We start from the raw sequence: 18,907 nt of genomic DNA on the forward strand, positions 1-18,907 counted from the left end.
TCACTCTTTTAAAGCGCGTCTCTCACGACAATACTGATATAGATAAATGACAATATTTTTTGCATTGTCATATTTATGCAATACAACCTTGGCACACTGACCTCGTTGAACATAAACCCATGCAATTGAGGATTGAATCTATGCAGGTCAAATCGTTTTCTAAGTTGGCTCTAATCACTGCTTTAAGTATCAGTTTTGCGGCAACTGCGCAAAGTGCCCGTGACACCATTCAAATTGCTGGCTCGTCTACCGTGCTGCCATTCTCATCTATTGCGGCAGAAGAATTTGGCAATAACTTTGCTCAGTTCAAGACGCCTGTTGTGGGCTCAGGCGGTTCTTCAGGTGGTTTGCGTCAGTTTTGCCAAGGCGTTGGTACCAATACTATTGATGTAGCAAACTCATCGCGGAAAATTCGCCCTGCGGAAGTAGAGGCGTGTAACGCCAATGGTGTTAAAAATATTATTGAAGTGAAAATAGGCTACGACGGTATTGTATTTGCCTCACGAGTGGATGCCGGAACCTTTGCTTTAAAACCTGAACATGTTTTTCTAGCGCAAGCAGCGCAAGTGCCACAAAACGGTAAAATGGTGGCGAACCCTTACTCACGTTGGTCGCAAATTGATAAGTCATTACCTGATCAAAGTATCTTGTTAGCCATCCCCGGTTCTAACCATGGTACGCGCGAAGTGTACGAAGAAAAAGTGGTTTTAGAAGGGTGTAAGTCTTTGCCTGAAATCAAAACCATGTCAAAGGATCAGCAGGGTGAATTTTGTTTAGCCATGCGTACTGACGGTGCCGTAGTTGAAATTGCGGGTGACTACACTGAAACCTTAGCGCGTTTACAAGCACAAAAAGACGCGGTGGGCGTATTTGGTTTAAGCTTCTATGAATCAAACCGTGATCGCATCAAAGTTGCTACAGTTGACGGTGTTGTTCCAACGGTAGAAAACATTATTTCTGGTGCTTATCCGGTTTCTCGGCCACTGTTTTTCTATGTGAAAGGCGAGCATATTGGCGTGATCCCTGGTTTACAGCAATTTGCTGAATACTTTGTATCGGATGCGGCCTCGGGTGAAGCCAGCCCGCTAGAATTTGCCGGTCTGATCCCATTGGCGGATGACGAGCGTGCTGAAATTTTAGCGGCGATTCGTAGTAAAAAGTCACTGTAATTTCAGTATTCTAATAAAACCACCGCAAGGTTAATGCAGGTCAGTTAAGCCTCACCGCTAACTGATCAGCATACTTGTAAAGGTGGTTTTTTTTAGTTTGTGCTAAACAATAGGGTTGTTTGCTGTGACTGTCATAAAACTGCAACTTTAGCGCGTTATCCTGCCCCCCACTTAATTGTCCTCTGTGCGAAAGCGGAGCTTTGATGAATAATCTGTCTTTAATTTTTGTACTGCTGATCTTCATGGCGATTGCCTATCAATTTGGCATGACTCGGAGCCGGCGCATGGCGGGCGGTCAGAACAGTGCCAGTATGCATTCTCGGCCACATCATTACGGCATGATGGTCGGCTTATGGGCGGTGTTACCGCCATTTCTGTTGTTATTATTGTGGAATTGGCTGGCGCCCGGTGTGCTGCAAACGCTGACGTTAGCGACGGTGCCTGCAGAACTGTTAACCGATAGCGAACAAGCTGCGGTATTGATGCGCCGTATTAGTAATTTAGCCAGTAATTTTGGGGTAGTTGCCGAAGCCGCTGATTGGGAAGTGGCTGCAGCGAGTTATCTGTCGGCATTGCAGCAGAAAAGCGCCTTAATGTTAACCGCGTTAATGTTTATCTTGGCATCGCTAGGCTTATTGCTCAGCTTTAAAAAGATCCAACCGTCACTCCGTGCGCGTCATCAAGTTGAAAAAGCCTTGATGGCCGTGTTATTGCTTTGCTCAACCGTCGCCATTTTAACCACGGTGGGTATTGTGTTATCGATGGTGGGCGAAACCTTAAAATTCTTTTCATTTATCAGCCCTGCAGACTTTTTCTTTGGCACTACTTGGAATCCGCGTTTTTCTACCGTCGGTTTAGCCGAAGGGTCGTTAACCGGAAGCCAAGGGAGCTTTGGTTTACTCCCTTTGTTATCGGGCACCTTATTGGTGGCTTTGATTGCCATGTTAGTGGCCATTCCACTAGGTTTGATGGTGGCAATATATCTAGCCGAATACGCCCCACAGCGGGTACGAAATACCGTTAAACCGATTATCGAAGTGTTGGCCGGTATTCCTACGATTGTCTATGGCTTTTTTGCACTGGTAACGGTTGGCCCTTTTTTCGCTGAGTTCGGGCAAAGCATCGGTATGACGATTCGTGCGACCTCAGCACTGACGGCCGGGGTGGTAATGGGCATTATGATTATCCCGTTTATTTCATCGTTATCCGACGACATTTTAACTCAGGTACCAAAATCCTTGCGTGATGGTTCTTTAGGCTTGGGTGCAACAAAGTCTGAAACCATTCGGCAAGTCGTGTTACCGGCGGCGCTACCCGGCATTGTAGGGGCCGTGTTACTGGCAGTGAGCCGGGCGATTGGCGAAACGATGATCGTGGTGCTTGCCGCAGGTAACAGCCCAAGCTTAACCGCTAACCCGTTTGAAGCCGTCTCGACCGTTACCGTAACCATTGTTAATCAATTAACGGGTGATAACGACTTTGCTAGCCCGCAATCTTTGGTGGCTTTCGCATTAGGTTTAACCCTGTTTGCCATTACCTTGCTGCTGAATATCGTGGCATTGGTGATTGTGCGTAAATACCGTGAACAATACGAGTGATCCCAAATGACGACTGAACTTAACACCGTAACCAACGCGAACAAGGCTTACAGCAAAGTACAGCAACAAGTGGTGCGCTCGTTAAAAAAACGCCATCGCCAAGAAAAGCTATTTAGAACCGCAGGTTTATTGGCGGTATCGGCCAGTATCTTATTGGTGATCTTACTGTTTGTGAATATTTTTGCCAAAGGGCTACCGGCGTTTTGGCAGCACAGTATTACCTTGGATATTTACTTTGATCCTGCCATAGTCAAGATCAGCGAAAAGCCGCAACCGCAAGCAGGAGAAACAGAGAACGAGTTTCGGCAGCGTGATTTGGCGTGGCGTTCAGAAGTGGGTTTAGTAAACTTTAATCGGCTTATTTTCCCGGCATTACAGCAAGTGATCCCTGATGCTCAGCAACATCGGCGTGAATTACAACGTATCGTCACCTCCGGTGAGCGGTTCGCGTTGCGTGATTTAGTGATTGCTGACCCTTCGATTATCGGTCAAACCAAAACCTTACACTTGCTCACAGATGCTAATATTGATGTTTGGTTAAAAGGGAATATTGATCGCAGTTTACCCGACGATCAACAGCAGCTCAGTGCCAAAGTTCGCGAATGGGTTGATGCTTTAAAACAGCAAGGCGTAATAAGCAATCGCTTTAGTTTTGCCTTGTTTATGAACCCCGATTCGCGCAGTTCACTGGCCTCGGCGGGGTTAGCTGGTGCTTTTATGGGGTCACTTTATATGATGCTCGTCGTCATTGTGCTCGCCATCCCGATGGGCGTTGCCGCGGCGATTTACTTAGAAGAATTTGCGCCGAAAAATCGCCTGACCGATTTGGTCGAAGTGAACATTAACAATTTGGCCGCGGTGCCCTCTATTGTGTTTGGTTTATTAGGGGCCTCTATTTTTATCGGTTGGTTTAATTTGCCGATGTCCGCGCCGGTAGTTGGTGGCTTAGTGCTAACACTGATGACACTGCCTACTGTTATTATTGCCACGCGTTCGACATTAAAAGCGATACCACCGTCGATCCGCCAAGCGGCCTTAGGCTTAGGCGCGTCTAAAACGCAGGCGGTGTTTCATCATGTGTTACCGCTAGCCATTCCAGGTATTTTAACCGGTTCGATTATTGGTGTGGCACAAGCCTTAGGTGAAACTGCCCCCTTACTGTTGATTGGCATGAAATCCTTTGTGGCATCAGTGCCGGGAAGTGCCATGGATCAAGCAACGGCCTTACCGGTACAAATTTACCTATGGCAAGGCAACGAATTACGGAATTTCTTTGAGGCCCGAACATCGGCCGCTATCATCGTGTTATTGGTGATGATGTTATCTCTGAACAGTTTGGCGATTTGGTTACGCAAACGCTACGAAGTGCGTTGGTAATAAGTAGCAAACAGCCTAAGAATTGAACGAACAGGATTAAACTATGAGTGAAGTAACCATGTTGAACAACGCCGAAAAAATCAAAATGACCGCGCGAGATGTCAAAGTGTTTTATGGCGACAATCAGGCAATCCATGGCATTGATATGGATATCGTTGAAAACGAAGTGATTGCTTTTATCGGCCCGTCAGGTTGCGGTAAATCAACGTTTTTACGTTGTTTAAATCGGATGAACGATACCATCGACATTTGTAAAGTAACCGGCAACATCGCGTTAGATGGCTACAACATTTATGATCCGGCCTTAGACGTGGTGCAGCTTCGCGCCCAGGTCGGTATGGTGTTTCAAAAACCGAATCCTTTTCCAAAATCGATTTATGAGAATATTGCTTATGGCCCTAAGTTGCATGGCTTAGCCAGTAAAAAATCTGATTTAGATGACATTGTTGAATCCAGCCTGCGCCGTGCTGGTTTATGGGAAGAAGTAAAAGATCGCTTGCATCAACCGGGTACCGGTTTATCGGGTGGTCAGCAACAGCGTTTGTGTATTGCGCGTACCATCGCGGTAAGTCCGGAAGTGATTTTGATGGATGAGCCCTGTTCAGCACTCGATCCAATAGCCACATCGATTATTGAAGAGTTAATCGATGAATTAAAGCAAAACTTTACCATTGTGATTGTGACGCACAATATGCAGCAAGCTGCCCGGGTGTCTGATCGCACGGCATTTTTCCATTTAGGTAACTTAATTGAAATTGGTGGCACCAACGATGTGTTTACCAACCCGAAGCAGAAAAAAACCGAAGACTATATTACAGGCCGTTATGGTTAAGCCTAGATTGTTGGTAAAAAAAGAAAGGCGCGAAAGCGCCTTTCTTGTTTGCTGAACCCATTGACGGACTGCGCTTGTGTTATCCCTGTAGCCATGCTCGTCTATTAATGCATATTTTTATGGTCAGTCCAGGCTAATCTAAATAAACGCAATATAAATGTTATACTGTCATTTGTTTGTCATAAAAAATTCTTATTATGCACTCCGTCATCAATACTATGGTTGTGAGCATTAGCTACAAGAAACCTAACTAACTCGGGTAGATAACATGAAAAAATCATCAATTGCAGTAGCATTAGTTTTAGGTTCAGCCGTTAGCACTGTCGCTTACGCTGAGCCACTTACCGTTTATGGTCAACTGAATGTTTCAGCACAATCCAGTGATGAAGGGGAAGGGCGGTTCTCTGAACTGAAAAGCAACAGCTCACGATTTGGTTTGAAAGGTGATTTTGCATTAGACGGTGGCATGACTTTAGTGTACCAAGTGGAGTGGGCAGTTGATTTGGCTGATGTTAGCGGTGGCGAGAACATTACGTCTCGAAATCAATATGTTGGTTTAAAAGGTAACTTTGGTGAAGTGCGTTTAGGGCGTCATGATACAGCACTAAAAGATGCGCAAGGTAAAATTGACTTATTCAGTGATTACGAAGCTGACGTAAAAGCGTTGTGGCGTGGTGAAGTACGAGCTAGCAATTCAGTGACTTATTACACCCCTAAATTTAATGGTTTCGGCATGCATTTAACTTATGTCATGGAAGATGCAGCAGATGCTGAAGATGCTTTCTCTGCATCAGTTTATTACGGTGACGAAAACCTGAAAGACAGCGATTATTATGCTGCTGTATCAATGGATTCTGAGGTTGCGGGTTATGATACTCTGCGTTTACAAACACAAGTGAAGGCTGCTGATTTTAAACTGGGCGCCATGTTCCATTCACAAGAGAATATCACCACGGGTGTAGAGCAAGATGGTTGGTTAGTTAGCGCCGCCTACCCAGTGGGTAAAACTGAACTGAAAGCACAGTATCAAACATTAGAAGATGATGACGCCGTCAGTGTCGGTGTCGATTACAAAGCTGGTAAAAATACGACACTTTTCGCGTGGTACAGCAGCTTTAACTTTGATGTAAATTCTCCTGACCGTGATTATTTAGCGGTGGGTATTAAGCATAAATTCTGATTTCAATCCCTTCTAAGCCGGTCTGAGACCGGCTTTTTATTAACTTCTTTACCTGCTTTTTAAACCAAATTCTTTTATCAACACAATTATCTATAACCCGCTGTTCTTAAACCGTCTTAATTGTGTCATCCTCAAAATAGCTATTTTAAAATATTGATTTTTTTCAAAGGTTTATATTTTTCAGGATTCATCAAATTGTCATATTGCTGTGTTAGACAACAGCGATGTCTCTGTTTATAGTGATTTCAGGTTAACAACAGAGGTCTAGCCAATGAAAAAATATCTTCCTGTAGTAATGGTCGTTTCTACCCTAGCGCTATTATCCGGCTGTTCAACTATCGGCACTGCTGATTATGCCTATGAAACAGATGAACAACGGCTGCAAGAGGCAACCGCGTTAACGCGCACTAGCCCACATGTTGGCCATGTTGTTTGGTTAAATCCGCCACAAAAACGAGTAAAAGTAACAGATACCGCTAAGCAGCAGTAAAAAAGTAAGTTGAAGCTAGAGGCTAATTCAAAGGTATCGGTATAAGTGTTAGTAAAAATAAAGCCCGCAGTAAACAACCGTAAAACAGGGAAAAGTTAAGGTTGTGCCAACTGCAGGCTGAGTTTTTTGCTTAATATTTGTAGGAAAAGCTCAACGAGTAACTTTGGCCTTCTGTACGCTTTTGTAAGATCTCGCCTTGCTGTAAGATTTCGACATCTTCATCTAGCAGATTTTTCAGGCCTAATTTAACGCTGATATTGCTATTCGGTGCATAGCTGTATGTCACATCTAACGAATTAAACGGCTGTTCGAAAGCATCGTCTTTACCATTGACCCCAGCAAAAGCAATACGCTTGCCAAACACATTATAGGTTAGGGTTGCATTGTGCTTATCGTTATCCGAATCAAAGCCAAGCTGCAAATTGGCGACATACTTAGAATGACCACTTAAACCCCGCTCTAAATTGGTTAAATTTGCCCCAGGGAAGCGCTGAATGGTAATTTCTGACTCACTCAACGTTAAGTTGCCTGCTAGGAAAAAGTTATCGGCAATCTGACCGATTGAGCCGTTAAACATATCAAGCTGCTGTAAAAACTCGGCTTCGACGCCATATAATTTGCCGCTTTCGGCATTTCGAAATGACATCAGTAAGTTACCGTCAGAACCGGATAGTTCAATTGCTTCAATCGGGTTATCCAAGTCTTTATAGAACAAACCTACACTGTAGTTACTGTTATCGTAATACCACTCTAAACGCACATCGGCACTGTTTATGTCGGTACTGGTTAAACCGCTAAAGCCCGTCACTTTAAAGTCGGTTAGCGGGTCGACATACAATACTGGTGTAACTTCACGTAGATCGGGCCGTACAACCGTTTTGCTGTAACCAAAGCGCGCTTGTAAATCGTCATTCACAAACCAAGTTAGTGATAGCGCGGGATAAAACCCATCTTCTACTAACACCGAATCGGTGACATTACCGCTAATCTGCCCATCAGCTGTTAAGGGTAGCGACACTTGTTTAAAGTCTTCGTAGCGTACGCCTAGATTCAACCGGAACAGATAGTCGTAATTTATCTCTAGTGCGGCATAACCCGCATCGATCATTTGGGCGGCTAAGTAATCATCAGCTTGAGTAGTGACGTTTGATATCTTAAAGCGATTGCTCGAATCTAAGATATTGTTATCAGTAAAAATATCGGAAAAGCTGCCAGATAACTGTTGAAGGCTAAAACCAACGGTATCAAAATTAAAGCGGTCGGTTTGGGCATCACGATTGCGTTCAAAATAATTGTAACCTGTCGAGAAAGTGATTTCTGCTTTTCCCAGCGTCATGGGTAAGTGTGCATTCCAGCTTAAGTTTTCAGTATTATCTTGCATATCACCAAAGCTGTAGGTGACGGCATTTTGATTGCGTCGTAAAAACGAAAATACTGAGCCGTCGGCTTGCGTTTCATTTAAGTAACGGTATTCAACTTGACCTGGGGCATAACGCCGTGCCTTGGCATCGGTATATTGCCAGTCAATTGCCAGGTCCCACAGTGACGGTAAATTATGTCGGCCACGTAACTGATTGCTCAGCATGGTGCGCTCTTCATAAGTTAGGCTGGTGTCGGTATTAAAACGGTTGGTTTCGTTGATGGTTTCGATACTGTCACCGTTTTTGATCTTAATTTCATCTTTAGTATCGCGCAGATAAATCGTTGAGGTTTCTAAACGATGATCGACGCCGAGTTCTAAACCAAAATTAAGCATGCCTGACATTTTGATCTGATGCTCTGTGCCGCGGATGTCGTCGTAGCGATTTAGCGGTGTTAACGACTCACCTGAAATGGAGTAATAACGCTCTTGTTCTTCAATATTTTGGGTGGCACGATCGTAGCTAAAGCCCGACATTACGCCAAATACGACATTTTTTGCCAGATCAAACCGACTACCAAAAGAGGCACTGCCATCAAAGTCGGGTTTAACTGAGGTGCGGTGAATATCGATATCACGATTAAATGCAGTACCCAGTTCACGCACGATGGTTTCGGCTTGGGCAAGATTGCTGGCGTTGATGCCACCTAGCGCTTCAGCAATTTTTATTGGGGTTAATATCCCAAATTGACGTTGTGCTGTGGCGAGGTCGGCAGAAATAGCGCGAGTGCCATCATCTTTACCATGCCAATCATCGCCGCCACCAGCATAGCTGAAGCCATCAGCACTATTTAAGCTGTTATAGCCTGTGCCTACCGCAACGTTAAAGGTGGTTTGCAGGGGTATTGCTGCGGTGCGAATATTGACATTACCGCCACCAAAGGCAGCAGGAAGTTCAGGAGAATAGGCTTTTTGTACCACCAAGCTTTCGATAATACCAGCCGGAAACATATCCAGCGGGATCACGTTACGGGTTGGATCTGGGCTGGGTACCAAGGCACCGTTTAACAGCGTGCTAGAGTAACGTTCGCCTAAACCGCGAACATAAATAAACTTGTCTTTAACCAGTGTTAAACCGGTTACACGACGCAGTGCGGTGGCGGCATTGCTATCACCAGCGCGTGAAATTTGCTCCATACCCAGTAATTCTGCGACATAGGGCTGTTCTCTACGCTCTGCCGCGGCGGCTGCAGCGGAGCTCATCAAGCGGCCTGATACGGAGATCCGTTCAAGTTCCTCAGTTTCAGTTTGAGGTGCAGGAGCACTATCTTGCGCCTTGGCATGTATGGGTAATAAGGTTGTCGTGGTGCTCAGGGCCAGCATGACACTCAGGCCTACACGACTTAAACTTAATTTTTGTTTGCTGCTCATCTGAACATTGTCCTATCAGCTTTTAAACGTTACTGGCGATGGCCTTGAGATGGCCTAAAAAGAGCAGCACAACCGCGTCATTTGGGTTGTGCTGCAAGGGAGTTAGTCGTCTAAGCCAACTGACCAACCTGCGGTCCAATCGTTACCGGCCTTAACAGCACCAATAAAGTCAACGGCTTCAAAGAAGCTGCTAACGGCTGTCATATCTTTAGGTGTGGTAGTGTCGATAGTGAAAATACCGTCCAACACCGCCGCTTGATTAGACGCGAAGCTGTTGCCTGCTTGATTTAAAAACCATTGCTCTGTCGTGGTGTTGCTATCGACAGTGCCTTTGGTCGCTTCAGTGGGGCAAGCAATAACGCTGTTGGTAAGAGTGAGTGAACCGGCAGCCGCTAACGCGCGTGACTCATTTGATTCAATTTCTAAACATTCACCCATGCCCATTGGGCCAGTAATCACAAAGTTTGCTAACTGTGCATTAGTGCCAGCGCGAAGCAATACGCCTTCAGAATCATCATCACCGTCAAAGGTATTGCCGATAATGGTTAGGTTGGCAATAACAGGGTTTGATATGGGCAAGGCACCGAAGTTACCTGATTGGTTATCCGCTTCGATACCGCGGTTCGCTTTCGCACCGTCGGCAGCATGCTTAACAATGACAAACTGCATGTTGCCACGCCAGCCGTCGGCCCAGTCAACCGAGTCATCACCGTTAGCCGTTAACACCACATTCTTACAGCTAACCGCGCCACCGAAGAACTCGACACCGTCATCGACGTTCTGGTGCACTTGGATATTGCTACATTGGGTAGCTGAACCCACGCCGGCGAAAGTAATACCGTTTAATTCGTTATCGGGGATAACTTCAAAGCCGGCATGTTTCACCACCACATAATTCAACACGCCGCTGTTGTCTTCCCAGTTAGCGCCGCCGTAGTTGCCCGCATCGCCTTCTGCAGCAACTTGGCAATTAGTCAGGTTAGTTTGATCACATTTGTTGCTAGGTGCATTACCCAGTAAGACTAAGCCACCCCATTGGCCTGCGGCTGTGGGTGAGCCAATCACATCTTGCACTGACGTCATAACGATAGGGTTTGCCGCGGTGCCATTGGCATTAATTTTTGAACCACGACTGACCACTAAGAAGTCAGCACCCGACTTACCGTATAAGGTGACACCCGGTTGAATGGTTAACGTGGCGTTGTTTTGATTATCTTGTCCAACACGCACTCGGCCGTTTAATACATAATCTGCACCGGCTGCAAGCGTAACATTCGCTGTAATATCGCCAGACAACTGGCAATTTAAACGACCCGTTAAGCTGTTGACAGCAGTGGTCCCTGCTGGGCAGGCTGCTAAGTCGTCATCGGGGTGTAAGCCAATTGTCCAACCAGTTGTCCAATCATTCATGCCATCAAAAGCACCAATGTAATTTACAGTATCAAACCAAGGGTCAACGTTATTCGCCACGTTGTAGCCATTACCTAGGGCAGGTGAGTTAGGTGCAGGAATATAGCCGCCTAACAATGCGTCTGTAACCATATTGCCAGGCTGAGCGCGAAACCAGGTTTCAGCGTTTAAGGTAACGTTGCCGCTAGCATCAACCGAGTTTTTAAATGGCTCGGCACAATCAAGAATAGAATTACGGAAGACGATTTCGCCATTACCCGCGTTGGTGATGGTTTCGTCAGAGTTGATTTCAAAACATTCGCCCATACCCGTTGGGCCAGTAACAATGACATTGTATAACTCACCGGCAGTGCCAGCGCGCAGTAAGATACCTTCAGAATCATCTTCACCATCAAAGTTGTTGCCGATGATGGTCAGGTTAGCAATTTGCGGTTTAGACACCGGTGTGGCGGTGAAGTTACCAGATTGATTATCCGCTTCGATGCCCCGGTTGGCCTTGGTATCATTTGGGTTATGGCGGATCAATACATGCTGCATACGACCTTGCCAGCCATCAGCCCAGTCTAAAGAGTCATCGCGGTTACCGGTTAACACCACATATTTAGCATCGACAGTACCGCCGAAAAATTCAACGCCGTCATCTAAGTTATTATGCACCTGAATATATTCTACTGTGGTCCCGCGACCTACACCGGCAAAGGTAATACCATTTAGCTCGTTATCTGGGATCACTTCAAAACCAGCATAACGCACTTGCACATAACGTAGTGCACCGCTGTTATCTTCTGGATCGTTACCGCCATAGGGGCCGGCTTCGCCTTCTGCTTCAACCTGACAGCTGGCTAAGTTGGCTTGATCACATTTATTCGTTGGGGCTTTACCGAGTATGACTAAACCACCCCAATCAGCAGCTGATTCTTCATCAGACAGTCCTAACATATCGTTTACCGATGTCATAATGATGGGGGCTGCAGCTGTACCGATGGCTTGAATTTTTGAACCCCGAGCGACCACTAAATAATCGGCGCCGCTTTTACCAAATACATAAGTGCCCGGTTCAATAGTCAGGGTAGCACTATTGCTATTGTCATTACCCACGGTCACTTTGCCACTGAGTGACCAAGCAATATCGGCGGTTAAGCGCACATCACTGGTAATAGCACCACTGATTTCGCAAACAGTTTTGGTTACACCGGCCAAGCTACTAGCTTGTGTCGCAAACGTTGGGCAATTACTGATTACCGGAGGAGGGGTATTGCCACCGCCATCTGTTGCATTGTCTGTTGCGCCGGTATTAACAACTAAATCACCACCACACCCTGCGAGAATGAGTGCGGATGTGATTGCGCTCAGTTTTAATAATTTGCGTAAAGCCATGAAGATTTCTCCGTATCTATTTTGATGAGTGAGCAATAAGAATGAATGTGCGGCTAACTTAGCTTGCGGCTATGACGCTTTTATTACAGATGAGCGAGAGGGGGGGGATGAAATTGGAACATGCAGATATATCAAGGCTTTCAGCCCTGCTTGCCATAAATAATTCATGTAACTGTCATAAATTTCTACGCATTTTTGGTAAAACCCTTGAGGTGTTTGTTAGCGTCATCAAGCAAGTGGGTGAGCAAAAACAGAAAGGGTGTTATATTTCATAAAAATGTCATATTTTGATTGGATACTGGCACTTAGGTAAATAACCATTACACAGGTGAATAAATGTCGTCGCGTAAAATTCTCGTTGTAGAAGATGAAGCTCCAATCCGAGATATGTTGTGTTTTGTACTAGAGCAAAATGGTTACCAAGCCGCTACTGCCGTTGATTTCAACAGTGCGGTAGAGATGTTGGTTGAACCTTATCCCGATCTCGTCTTACTCGATTGGATGTTACCAGGTGGCAGTGGCATTCAGTTTGCCAAGAAAATGAAGCAGCATGAGATCACCCGCACTATCCCGATCATTATGTTAACGGCACGCGGTGAAGAAGAAGATAAAATTCGAGGTTTAGAAGTGGGTGCGGATGACTATGTCACTAAGCCATTTTCACCTAAAGAGTTGATGGCACGCATTAAGGCGGTGATCCGTCGGGTTGCACCCACCAGTTTAGATGATGTGATTGAAGTGCAGGGGTTAAAGCTGGATCCGGTATCGCATCGCGTCACCTCAGCCGAACAGCCTTTAGACATGGGGCCAACTGAGTTTCGTTTATTGCATTTCTTTATGACACACCCTGAGCGCGTTTACAGCCGCGAACAATTACTGGATCATGTTTGGGGCACTAATGTGTATGTTGAGGATCGCACTGTGGATGTGCATATTCGTCGATTACGTAAAGCTATCGCCTTTAACGGTCATGACAGGTTAGTGCAAACAGTGCGCGGATCTGGCTACCGCTTTTCGGCTAAGTAAGCGCCCATGCGTTTATTGCTGTCTAAAAAGACACTGCTAAGCAAAGCCTTGCTGCAGTATGGTTTGGCAGCTTTTGTCGGTTGGATCTTTGGTGAAATATTACTGGCTTTGCTGGTTGTCAGTGTATTTCAGCTAGCCTGGCAGTATAAACATATCTTTTTATTAGATAAATGGTTGTGGCGCGATCGTAAACTCACCCCTCCTGCCGGCGATGGTAGCTGGCAACAAATCTTCGACGGTATTTATTTTCAGCAACGGCGCGAGCGGCGTAAACGCAAAGAATTACGGACGTTAGTCCGGCGTTTTCGAGATGGCGCTGAAGCCCTGCCTGAGGCAGTGGTGGTGCTTAGTGAAGACTGGAGTATCATTTGGTGTAACAAACTGGCGCAAATACTGATGGGCTTACGCTGGCCAAGCGATGAAGGGCAGCGTATTGATAATTTAATTCGCTCGCCTGAGTTTCATCAATACCTTAAAGAACAACGTTTTCAACAGCCGTTAGAAGTCTTGTCGCCTACCTCATCCAATCTGGTGCTTGAATGTAAAATGATGCCTTACGGTAAGGCGCAATTTCTGCTGATCGTCCGCGATATCAGCCAATTAAAGCAGTTAGAGCAAATTCGCAAAGACTTTGTCGCCAATGTATCGCATGAGTTACGTACGCCATTGACCGTGCTGCAAGGCTACTTAGAAATGATGGATGCCGATTGCCAACCGCCACCGGCGATCTGGCCTAAAGCCCATACTGTTATGCTAGAACAAACGCGGCGCATGGACAGTTTAGTGCAGCAGTTATTAACCTTATCGCGGATTGAGGCGGCGGCAAGAGTGCAGTTTGAATTAGAGGTTGATGTACCCGCCATGCTGCATTTAATTGAACACGAAGCCGAAACTTTGAACCGAGAAAAACAGCATCAATTACACTTTAATATTGATGACAGCTTAAAAGTGACGGGGGTATCGGAAGAATTACGCAGTGCGTTCTCGAATCTAGTGACCAATGCGATTAAATACACACCGGCTAACGGCATTATTCATATTAGTTGGCAGCGTGAGCATCAAAAAGCACTTTTTACTGTAACCGATAATGGTGAAGGTATTGCCGCCAATCATGTGAAACGACTGACCGAACGCTTTTACCGCGTAGATCAGGCGCGTGCTCGTCATACCGGGGGCACCGGTTTAGGCTTAGCTATCGTTAAACATGTGCTGTCACGTCATAATAGCCAGCTAATGATTTTTTCAGAGCCGGGTGAAGGCAGTACTTTTTCTTTTGCACTGCCGCCAGAGTTAGTGCTGAATATGCAAAGTACGAAAAGACTCTCTAAGCCAAATTAACACTTTTCATTGAGGCTTAAGCTGATGGGTTGGTCAGAAAGGTCTTCGGTAGCTTTCAATAATTTGCTGGCGCCGAAAACAGGTCGCACTATGGTCATTTACCATGCCACAGGCTTGCATATGCGCATAGATAATAGTCGAACCAATAAACTTAAAACCGCGGCGTTTTAAATCAGCACTAAAGGCGTCTGATTCGGGGCTACGTGCTGCATAGTCAGCTAATTGCCGTGGTTCATTAACGATGGGTTGATGGCCAACAAAGGCCCACTGGTAAGCACTAAAGCTGCCGAACTCGCGTTGCACTTCTAAAAACCGAGCGGCATTGTTAATGGTGGCGCGAATTTTTAATTGGTTGCGAATAATACCGGCATTTTGTAGCAAGGCTTGAACCTGTGTCTCATCAAACTCCGCTACCTTTGCCGCATCAAAATCAGCAAAGGCTTGGCGATAATTATCACGTTTTTTAAGTATGGTGTACCAACTCAAACCCGCTTGCGCTGCTTCTAGCGTTAAAAATTCAAACAGTTTTGTATCATCAAATAGCGGCACGCCCCATTCAGTATCATGATAGGCCACATAATCAGGCTTACTCATATCTAACCATGGGCAACGACACATTAGCTGCTGCTCTCTACCAGCAATTGATTAGATAACTCTGTTAAACTTGGGATATCTAATTTAAAGGCAATTTTCTTTAAGATTTTTTGTTCTTGTAGTAAATCAGCAGCCAACACGTTTTGTGGCTGCAACCAAGACAAGGGTAAATCTAATTTTATGCTTTGCGCCCCGGCTTCAACCACTAAAGTCGGTAGAAAATCATCTCGGCGTTTTTGATTAAGCAATACGGCTAAACGCAAGATAATTAATAAGTTAATCACTTTAGATAGTTCAAATAAGCTAAAGTAGGGTAGTTCGTCAGCGCGGATTTTTCGTCGATGAAAGCGCACTAAACAGGCTAATAAGTTCTGCTGTTCTTGGTTAAAACCAGGCAAGTTGGCGTTTTGCAAAATGTAGGCAGAGTGTTTTTGTACCCCTGACGAGTTAATGTGCAAACCAATCTCTGCTACGGTTGCGGCAAAGCTGAGTAACAGCGCATCTTCTTCATTCAGTTGCCAACTGTCTTTTACCTGTGCTACCAAGGTTAATACGGTGCTGCGAACGCGCTGTGCTTGCGCTTGATCGATGTCGTAGCGCTGCACAAGGCTTTGCATGGTTTGTTCACGTATATCCAAATGCTGCATCCGATCGCTCATTTCATAGAGCACTCCTTCGCGTAGTGCTGCATCAACGTAAACCAGTTGTTCTATATGTAACATCTGAAACGCCGCAATCAAAATACTCAACGCAGAGCATAACAGCAGTTTGCGATCATCGGTTAAACCGGGTAATTCTAAGTCTTGGCAGTTTTCAAACTTTAACAGGTAATTACGCAGTTGCAGTAAGTGCGATAATTCTAGCGCGTTAGTACTCCAGCCAAAGCCAACCACGATATCGCGAATGGTTTTGACGGATCCCGAAGTGCCCACCGCTTGTTGCCAACCCACGGTGCGAAAACTATTAACGATAGGTTCGAGTTCTTGCTCGGCTTGCACAATGGCGCGATTAAAACGGCGGCTGCTAATTTTACCCTGCGGGAATAAACTTTTACCGTAACTGACGCAGCCCATATTGCGGCTACTTAAACGCAGCGGTTGCTCGGCCTCACCTAAGGCAAACTCGGTACTGCCTCCACCAATATCAATCACTAAGCGACGGCCACTAAAGTGTTCAAAATGTGCCACCCCTTGGTAGATAAAACGCGCTTCTTCTTGCCCTGAAATCACTTCAATCGGGAACGGGAACAAGGTTTTGGCACGACGTAAAAACGTGGCAGAGTTTTTCGCGCGGCGTAGTGTGTAAGTTGCAATCACGCGCACCGATTGCGGGGCAAAGGGTTGCAGCGTATCCGCAAATTGGCGCAGCACATTTAAGCCGCGCTCAATTGCATCTTCACTTAGCACCAAATCATCACTTAAGCCTTCAGCCAATTGCACCTTTTGTTTTTCGCGATGCAGTAATTGGATGTCACCTTTTACAATTCGGGCAATCACCATATGAAAACTGTTAGAGCCTAAATCGACGGCGGCTATATAGGGCGCTTGGCCTTGTTCTTGTTCAGTTGTTGTTGTCAATGCTCGGAATCAACCTGTTTAATTAGCTGTTGGGCCTGTGCCGCAAAGATGTCATAGATATTCTGTTGCGAACGAATATTACGCTTGTTGCCGCGTTTAACATAGGTGTTGGTTTGTTTTGCGTCAATATTGCGGGCTTTAACGTTATCACGCCATTGCATATCTAACGTGGAGATCACCGTTTGTTTAATCTTAGCATCAAACAGTGGCACGCCCACTTCAACGCGTTGATCGATATTGCGAGTCATCCAGTCGGCTGAGGAAATATAGACATCAGTATCCCCGCCATTATGAAACACATACACCCGGGCATGCTCTAAAAACCGATCTAAAATACTGATGATCTTGATATTCTGGCTCATACCAGGTACGCCTGGGACTAATGAACACATACCCCGAATAATCATGCGAATTTTCACACCGGCTTGGCTGGCACGATACAATAATTGCACAATTTCTTCATCGACCAAGTTATTGGCTTTAAGAAAGATCTCGGATTTGCGACCACTGATGGCGAAATCAATCTCGCGTTGAATTAGCAACATCAACTTGGGGCGACTCCACGTGGGTGACACAATAAGATGTTTAAATTGGAACGGGCGATACGAATATTGAATAAACTCGAAGACCTGTTCAATTTCCGCTGTAATTTCCGGATGGCAGGTAAATAAGCTCATATCGGTATAGATACGGGCCGTTTTCTCATTAAAATTACCGGTGCCGATATGACCATAGCGCACCGCTTTGCCTTTTTCTTGGCGGGTAATTAAACAGATCTTGGAGTGGATCTTCAGCGTGGTTTGCCCAAAGATCACTTCAATACCCGATTCGGTCATGCGCCGCGCCCAGTTGATATTATTTTCTTCATCAAAGCGGGCTTTTAATTCCACCACCACTGTGACTTTTTTGCCGTTACGCACCGCATCTAACAACGAGTGGATCACTCGTGAATGCTTGGCTACTCGGTACATAGTGATTTTAATATGGCTTACCTTCGGGTCGAACGAGGCCTGTCGTACCCACTCGGTAAAATAACCAAAGCTGTGGTAGGGGTAGTACAGCAAAATATCACTATTTTTGATGGCATCAAAGGTGGTGGGATGCTGCTCAAAATCGACGCTGGGTAGCGGCGGTAGCGGCGGAAACTCCATGCTTTGATGGCCTAAATTGGGAAAACCAATAAAATCTTTAAAATTGCGATAACGGCTACCGGCAATCAACGCATCGGCGGAGCTTGTGCCTAATTGTTTGGTCAGCACTTTAAGCATTTGCTCTGGCATGGCGGCGTCATACACCAAACGAGTGGGCTCTGATTTTAAGCGTTGCCGGATCCCCTTGGACATTTTATCAATCAGGCTTTGATCAAGGGTGTCACTGATATTGTATTCGGCATCGCGGGTCAGTTTCAGTGAAAAAGCGCAGATATGCTCAAACTCAAAAAAGCCTTGGAATAAATCGGCAATACAATGATTGATAATATCGTCTAATAACAAAATTTGCCGGCGATAATGGCCGTTCTTTTTCCGAGTATTGAGATGTAAGGGTAATTCAGTAAAGCGTGATACTTCAGCGGTAGGCACTTGCACGATGGCGTATTCAGGTTTGCTCTGACCAGTCATTTCAACCAATAAATAGGTGGTGTTATCTTCTAAAATCTTACTTAAAGAGGCATCAGCGCTGGAGAGAATAATCGGAGAAATGTGTTTTTTCACTTCGCTATTAAAATAGCTACGCACCCAGCCAGACTGTAATTCGGTGAGCTTGCTGTCATCGATTAACTCGATATTGTGTTTGCGCAGTTCTAGCTGAATATCTAAGTAGATTTTGTTGAATTGTTTACCCAGTTCTAGCACGCGATTTTGAATTTCGCTCAGCAATTGCTCTGCGTCTTCGTGCTCCCACGTTTGGTATTTTTTTAAGAGGATGCGCCGTTTCACATCGGCCACACGCACCCGAAAAAATTCGTCAAGGTTATTAGAGTAAATACCTAAAAAGCGTAAACGCTCAATCGGTGGGTTTCGGGTGTCGGCGGCTTCTTGCAACACCCGGCCGTTAAATGCCAGCCAGCTTAACTCTCGTGCATAAAGCGGATAATCTTCCGTTTTCGCTGGGAGGATGGTTTGTTCCATTAGATTTTGCTCCTGCTTA

Annotated in this window: 14 protein-coding genes; 9 read left to right on the forward strand and 5 right to left on the reverse strand. The window is 45.5% G+C overall.

The genetic code is table 11. The features are described from left to right. Positions 1-140 precede the first annotated feature (140 nt). The 6 genes from JAO78_RS00785 to JAO78_RS00810 all read left to right on the forward strand — a co-directional run bounded on the left by JAO78_RS00785 (position 141) and on the right by JAO78_RS00810 (position 6,646). A complete protein-coding gene (locus JAO78_RS00785; protein WP_226749449.1) occupies positions 141-1,169 on the forward strand; it encodes a substrate-binding domain-containing protein in 1,029 nt (342 codons plus the stop codon). Between the two features lie 203 nt (positions 1,170-1,372). Next, a complete protein-coding gene (gene pstC, locus JAO78_RS00790; RefSeq protein ID WP_226749450.1) occupies positions 1,373-2,767 on the forward strand; it encodes a phosphate ABC transporter permease subunit PstC in 1,395 nt (464 codons plus the stop codon). Between the two features lie 6 nt (positions 2,768-2,773). Beyond that, positions 2,774-4,144, forward strand: coding sequence for a phosphate ABC transporter permease PstA (gene pstA, locus JAO78_RS00795; protein ID WP_226749451.1), 1,371 nt, complete (start codon positions 2,774-2,776; stop codon positions 4,142-4,144). A 43-nt stretch (positions 4,145-4,187) separates the two neighbouring features. Continuing rightward, complete coding sequence (gene pstB / locus JAO78_RS00800) at positions 4,188-4,976, forward strand: phosphate ABC transporter ATP-binding protein PstB (RefSeq protein WP_226749452.1); 789 nt, start codon at positions 4,188-4,190, stop codon at positions 4,974-4,976. Positions 4,977-5,244: 268 nt separating this feature from the next. Continuing rightward, positions 5,245-6,156, forward strand: coding sequence for a porin (locus JAO78_RS00805; RefSeq protein WP_226749453.1), 912 nt, complete (start codon positions 5,245-5,247; stop codon positions 6,154-6,156). 271 nt (positions 6,157-6,427) lie between these two features. Continuing rightward, positions 6,428-6,646: a hypothetical protein gene (locus tag JAO78_RS00810; protein WP_226749454.1), complete on the forward strand. Its 219-nt coding sequence runs from the start codon at positions 6,428-6,430 to the stop codon at positions 6,644-6,646. Positions 6,647-6,776: 130 nt separating this feature from the next. Here JAO78_RS00810 and JAO78_RS00815 read toward each other — a convergent pair whose 3' ends face one another. After that, on the reverse strand, positions 6,777-9,437 hold the full coding sequence (locus JAO78_RS00815; protein ID WP_226749455.1) for a TonB-dependent receptor domain-containing protein: 2,661 nt from the start codon (positions 9,435-9,437) through the stop codon (positions 6,777-6,779). Positions 9,438-9,539: 102 nt separating this feature from the next. Continuing rightward, complete coding sequence (locus tag JAO78_RS00820; RefSeq protein ID WP_226749456.1) at positions 9,540-12,224, reverse strand: beta-helix domain-containing protein; 2,685 nt, start codon at positions 12,222-12,224, stop codon at positions 9,540-9,542. A gap of 71 nt (positions 12,225-12,295) precedes the next feature. Between JAO78_RS00820 and JAO78_RS00825 the strand changes: the two genes are divergently transcribed. The 3 genes from JAO78_RS00825 (at position 12,296) to phoR (ending at position 14,588) form a co-directional block, all read left to right on the forward strand. Continuing rightward, positions 12,296-12,499, forward strand: a complete 204-nt coding sequence (locus tag JAO78_RS00825) for a hypothetical protein (protein WP_226749457.1) — start codon at positions 12,296-12,298, stop codon at positions 12,497-12,499. 61 nt (positions 12,500-12,560) lie between these two features. Then, positions 12,561-13,250: a phosphate regulon transcriptional regulator PhoB gene (phoB, locus tag JAO78_RS00830; protein WP_226749458.1), complete on the forward strand. Its 690-nt coding sequence runs from the start codon at positions 12,561-12,563 to the stop codon at positions 13,248-13,250. Between the two features lie 6 nt (positions 13,251-13,256). After that, positions 13,257-14,588 carry a phosphate regulon sensor histidine kinase PhoR gene (gene phoR, locus JAO78_RS00835; RefSeq protein ID WP_226749459.1) on the forward strand — a complete coding sequence of 444 codons (1,332 nt, stop codon included), beginning with the start codon at positions 13,257-13,259 and terminating at the stop codon, positions 14,586-14,588. Positions 14,589-14,621: 33 nt separating this feature from the next. Here the strand turns inward: phoR and JAO78_RS00840 are convergent, their stop codons facing one another. The 3 genes from JAO78_RS00840 to ppk1 are packed head-to-tail and all read right to left on the reverse strand — an operon-like array spanning position 14,622 to position 18,888. Continuing rightward, positions 14,622-15,206, reverse strand: coding sequence for a DNA-3-methyladenine glycosylase I (locus JAO78_RS00840; protein ID WP_226749460.1), 585 nt, complete (start codon positions 15,204-15,206; stop codon positions 14,622-14,624). Further along, a complete protein-coding gene (locus JAO78_RS00845; protein WP_226749461.1) occupies positions 15,206-16,759 on the reverse strand; it encodes a Ppx/GppA phosphatase family protein in 1,554 nt (517 codons plus the stop codon). Before JAO78_RS00845 ends, JAO78_RS00840 begins: the two co-directional genes overlap by 1 nt. Further along, positions 16,756-18,888 carry a polyphosphate kinase 1 gene (gene ppk1, locus JAO78_RS00850; protein ID WP_226749462.1) on the reverse strand — a complete coding sequence of 711 codons (2,133 nt, stop codon included), beginning with the start codon at positions 18,886-18,888 and terminating at the stop codon, positions 16,756-16,758. The genes JAO78_RS00845 and ppk1 overlap by 4 nt, the downstream gene beginning before the upstream one ends. Positions 18,889-18,907: the final 19 nt, after the last annotated feature.

This window comes from Alishewanella maricola, from assembly GCF_016343785.1.
Taxonomy (GTDB): Bacteria; Pseudomonadota; Gammaproteobacteria; order Enterobacterales; family Alteromonadaceae; genus Alishewanella; species Alishewanella maricola.

Excerpts from the sequence above, each read along its gene's own strand:
- JAO78_RS00785 (WP_226749449.1), top strand. The coding sequence starts at position 141 with ATGCAGGTCAAATCGTTTTCTAAGTTGGCTCTAATCACTGCTTTAAGT.
- pstC (WP_226749450.1), top strand. The coding sequence starts at position 1,373 with ATGAATAATCTGTCTTTAATTTTTGTACTGCTGATCTTCATGGCGATT.
- pstA (WP_226749451.1), top strand. The coding sequence starts at position 2,774 with ATGACGACTGAACTTAACACCGTAACCAACGCGAACAAGGCTTACAGC.
- pstB (WP_226749452.1), top strand. The coding sequence starts at position 4,188 with ATGAGTGAAGTAACCATGTTGAACAACGCCGAAAAAATCAAAATGACC.
- JAO78_RS00805 (WP_226749453.1), top strand. The coding sequence starts at position 5,245 with ATGAAAAAATCATCAATTGCAGTAGCATTAGTTTTAGGTTCAGCCGTT.
- JAO78_RS00810 (WP_226749454.1), top strand. The coding sequence starts at position 6,428 with ATGAAAAAATATCTTCCTGTAGTAATGGTCGTTTCTACCCTAGCGCTA.
- JAO78_RS00815 (WP_226749455.1), bottom strand. The coding sequence starts at position 9,437 with ATGAGCAGCAAACAAAAATTAAGTTTAAGTCGTGTAGGCCTGAGTGTC.
- JAO78_RS00820 (WP_226749456.1), bottom strand. The coding sequence starts at position 12,224 with ATGGCTTTACGCAAATTATTAAAACTGAGCGCAATCACATCCGCACTC.
- JAO78_RS00825 (WP_226749457.1), top strand. The coding sequence starts at position 12,296 with ATGACGCTTTTATTACAGATGAGCGAGAGGGGGGGGATGAAATTGGAA.
- phoB (WP_226749458.1), top strand. The coding sequence starts at position 12,561 with ATGTCGTCGCGTAAAATTCTCGTTGTAGAAGATGAAGCTCCAATCCGA.
- phoR (WP_226749459.1), top strand. The coding sequence starts at position 13,257 with ATGCGTTTATTGCTGTCTAAAAAGACACTGCTAAGCAAAGCCTTGCTG.
- JAO78_RS00840 (WP_226749460.1), bottom strand. The coding sequence starts at position 15,206 with ATGTGTCGTTGCCCATGGTTAGATATGAGTAAGCCTGATTATGTGGCC.
- ppk1 (WP_226749462.1), bottom strand. The coding sequence starts at position 18,888 with ATGGAACAAACCATCCTCCCAGCGAAAACGGAAGATTATCCGCTTTAT.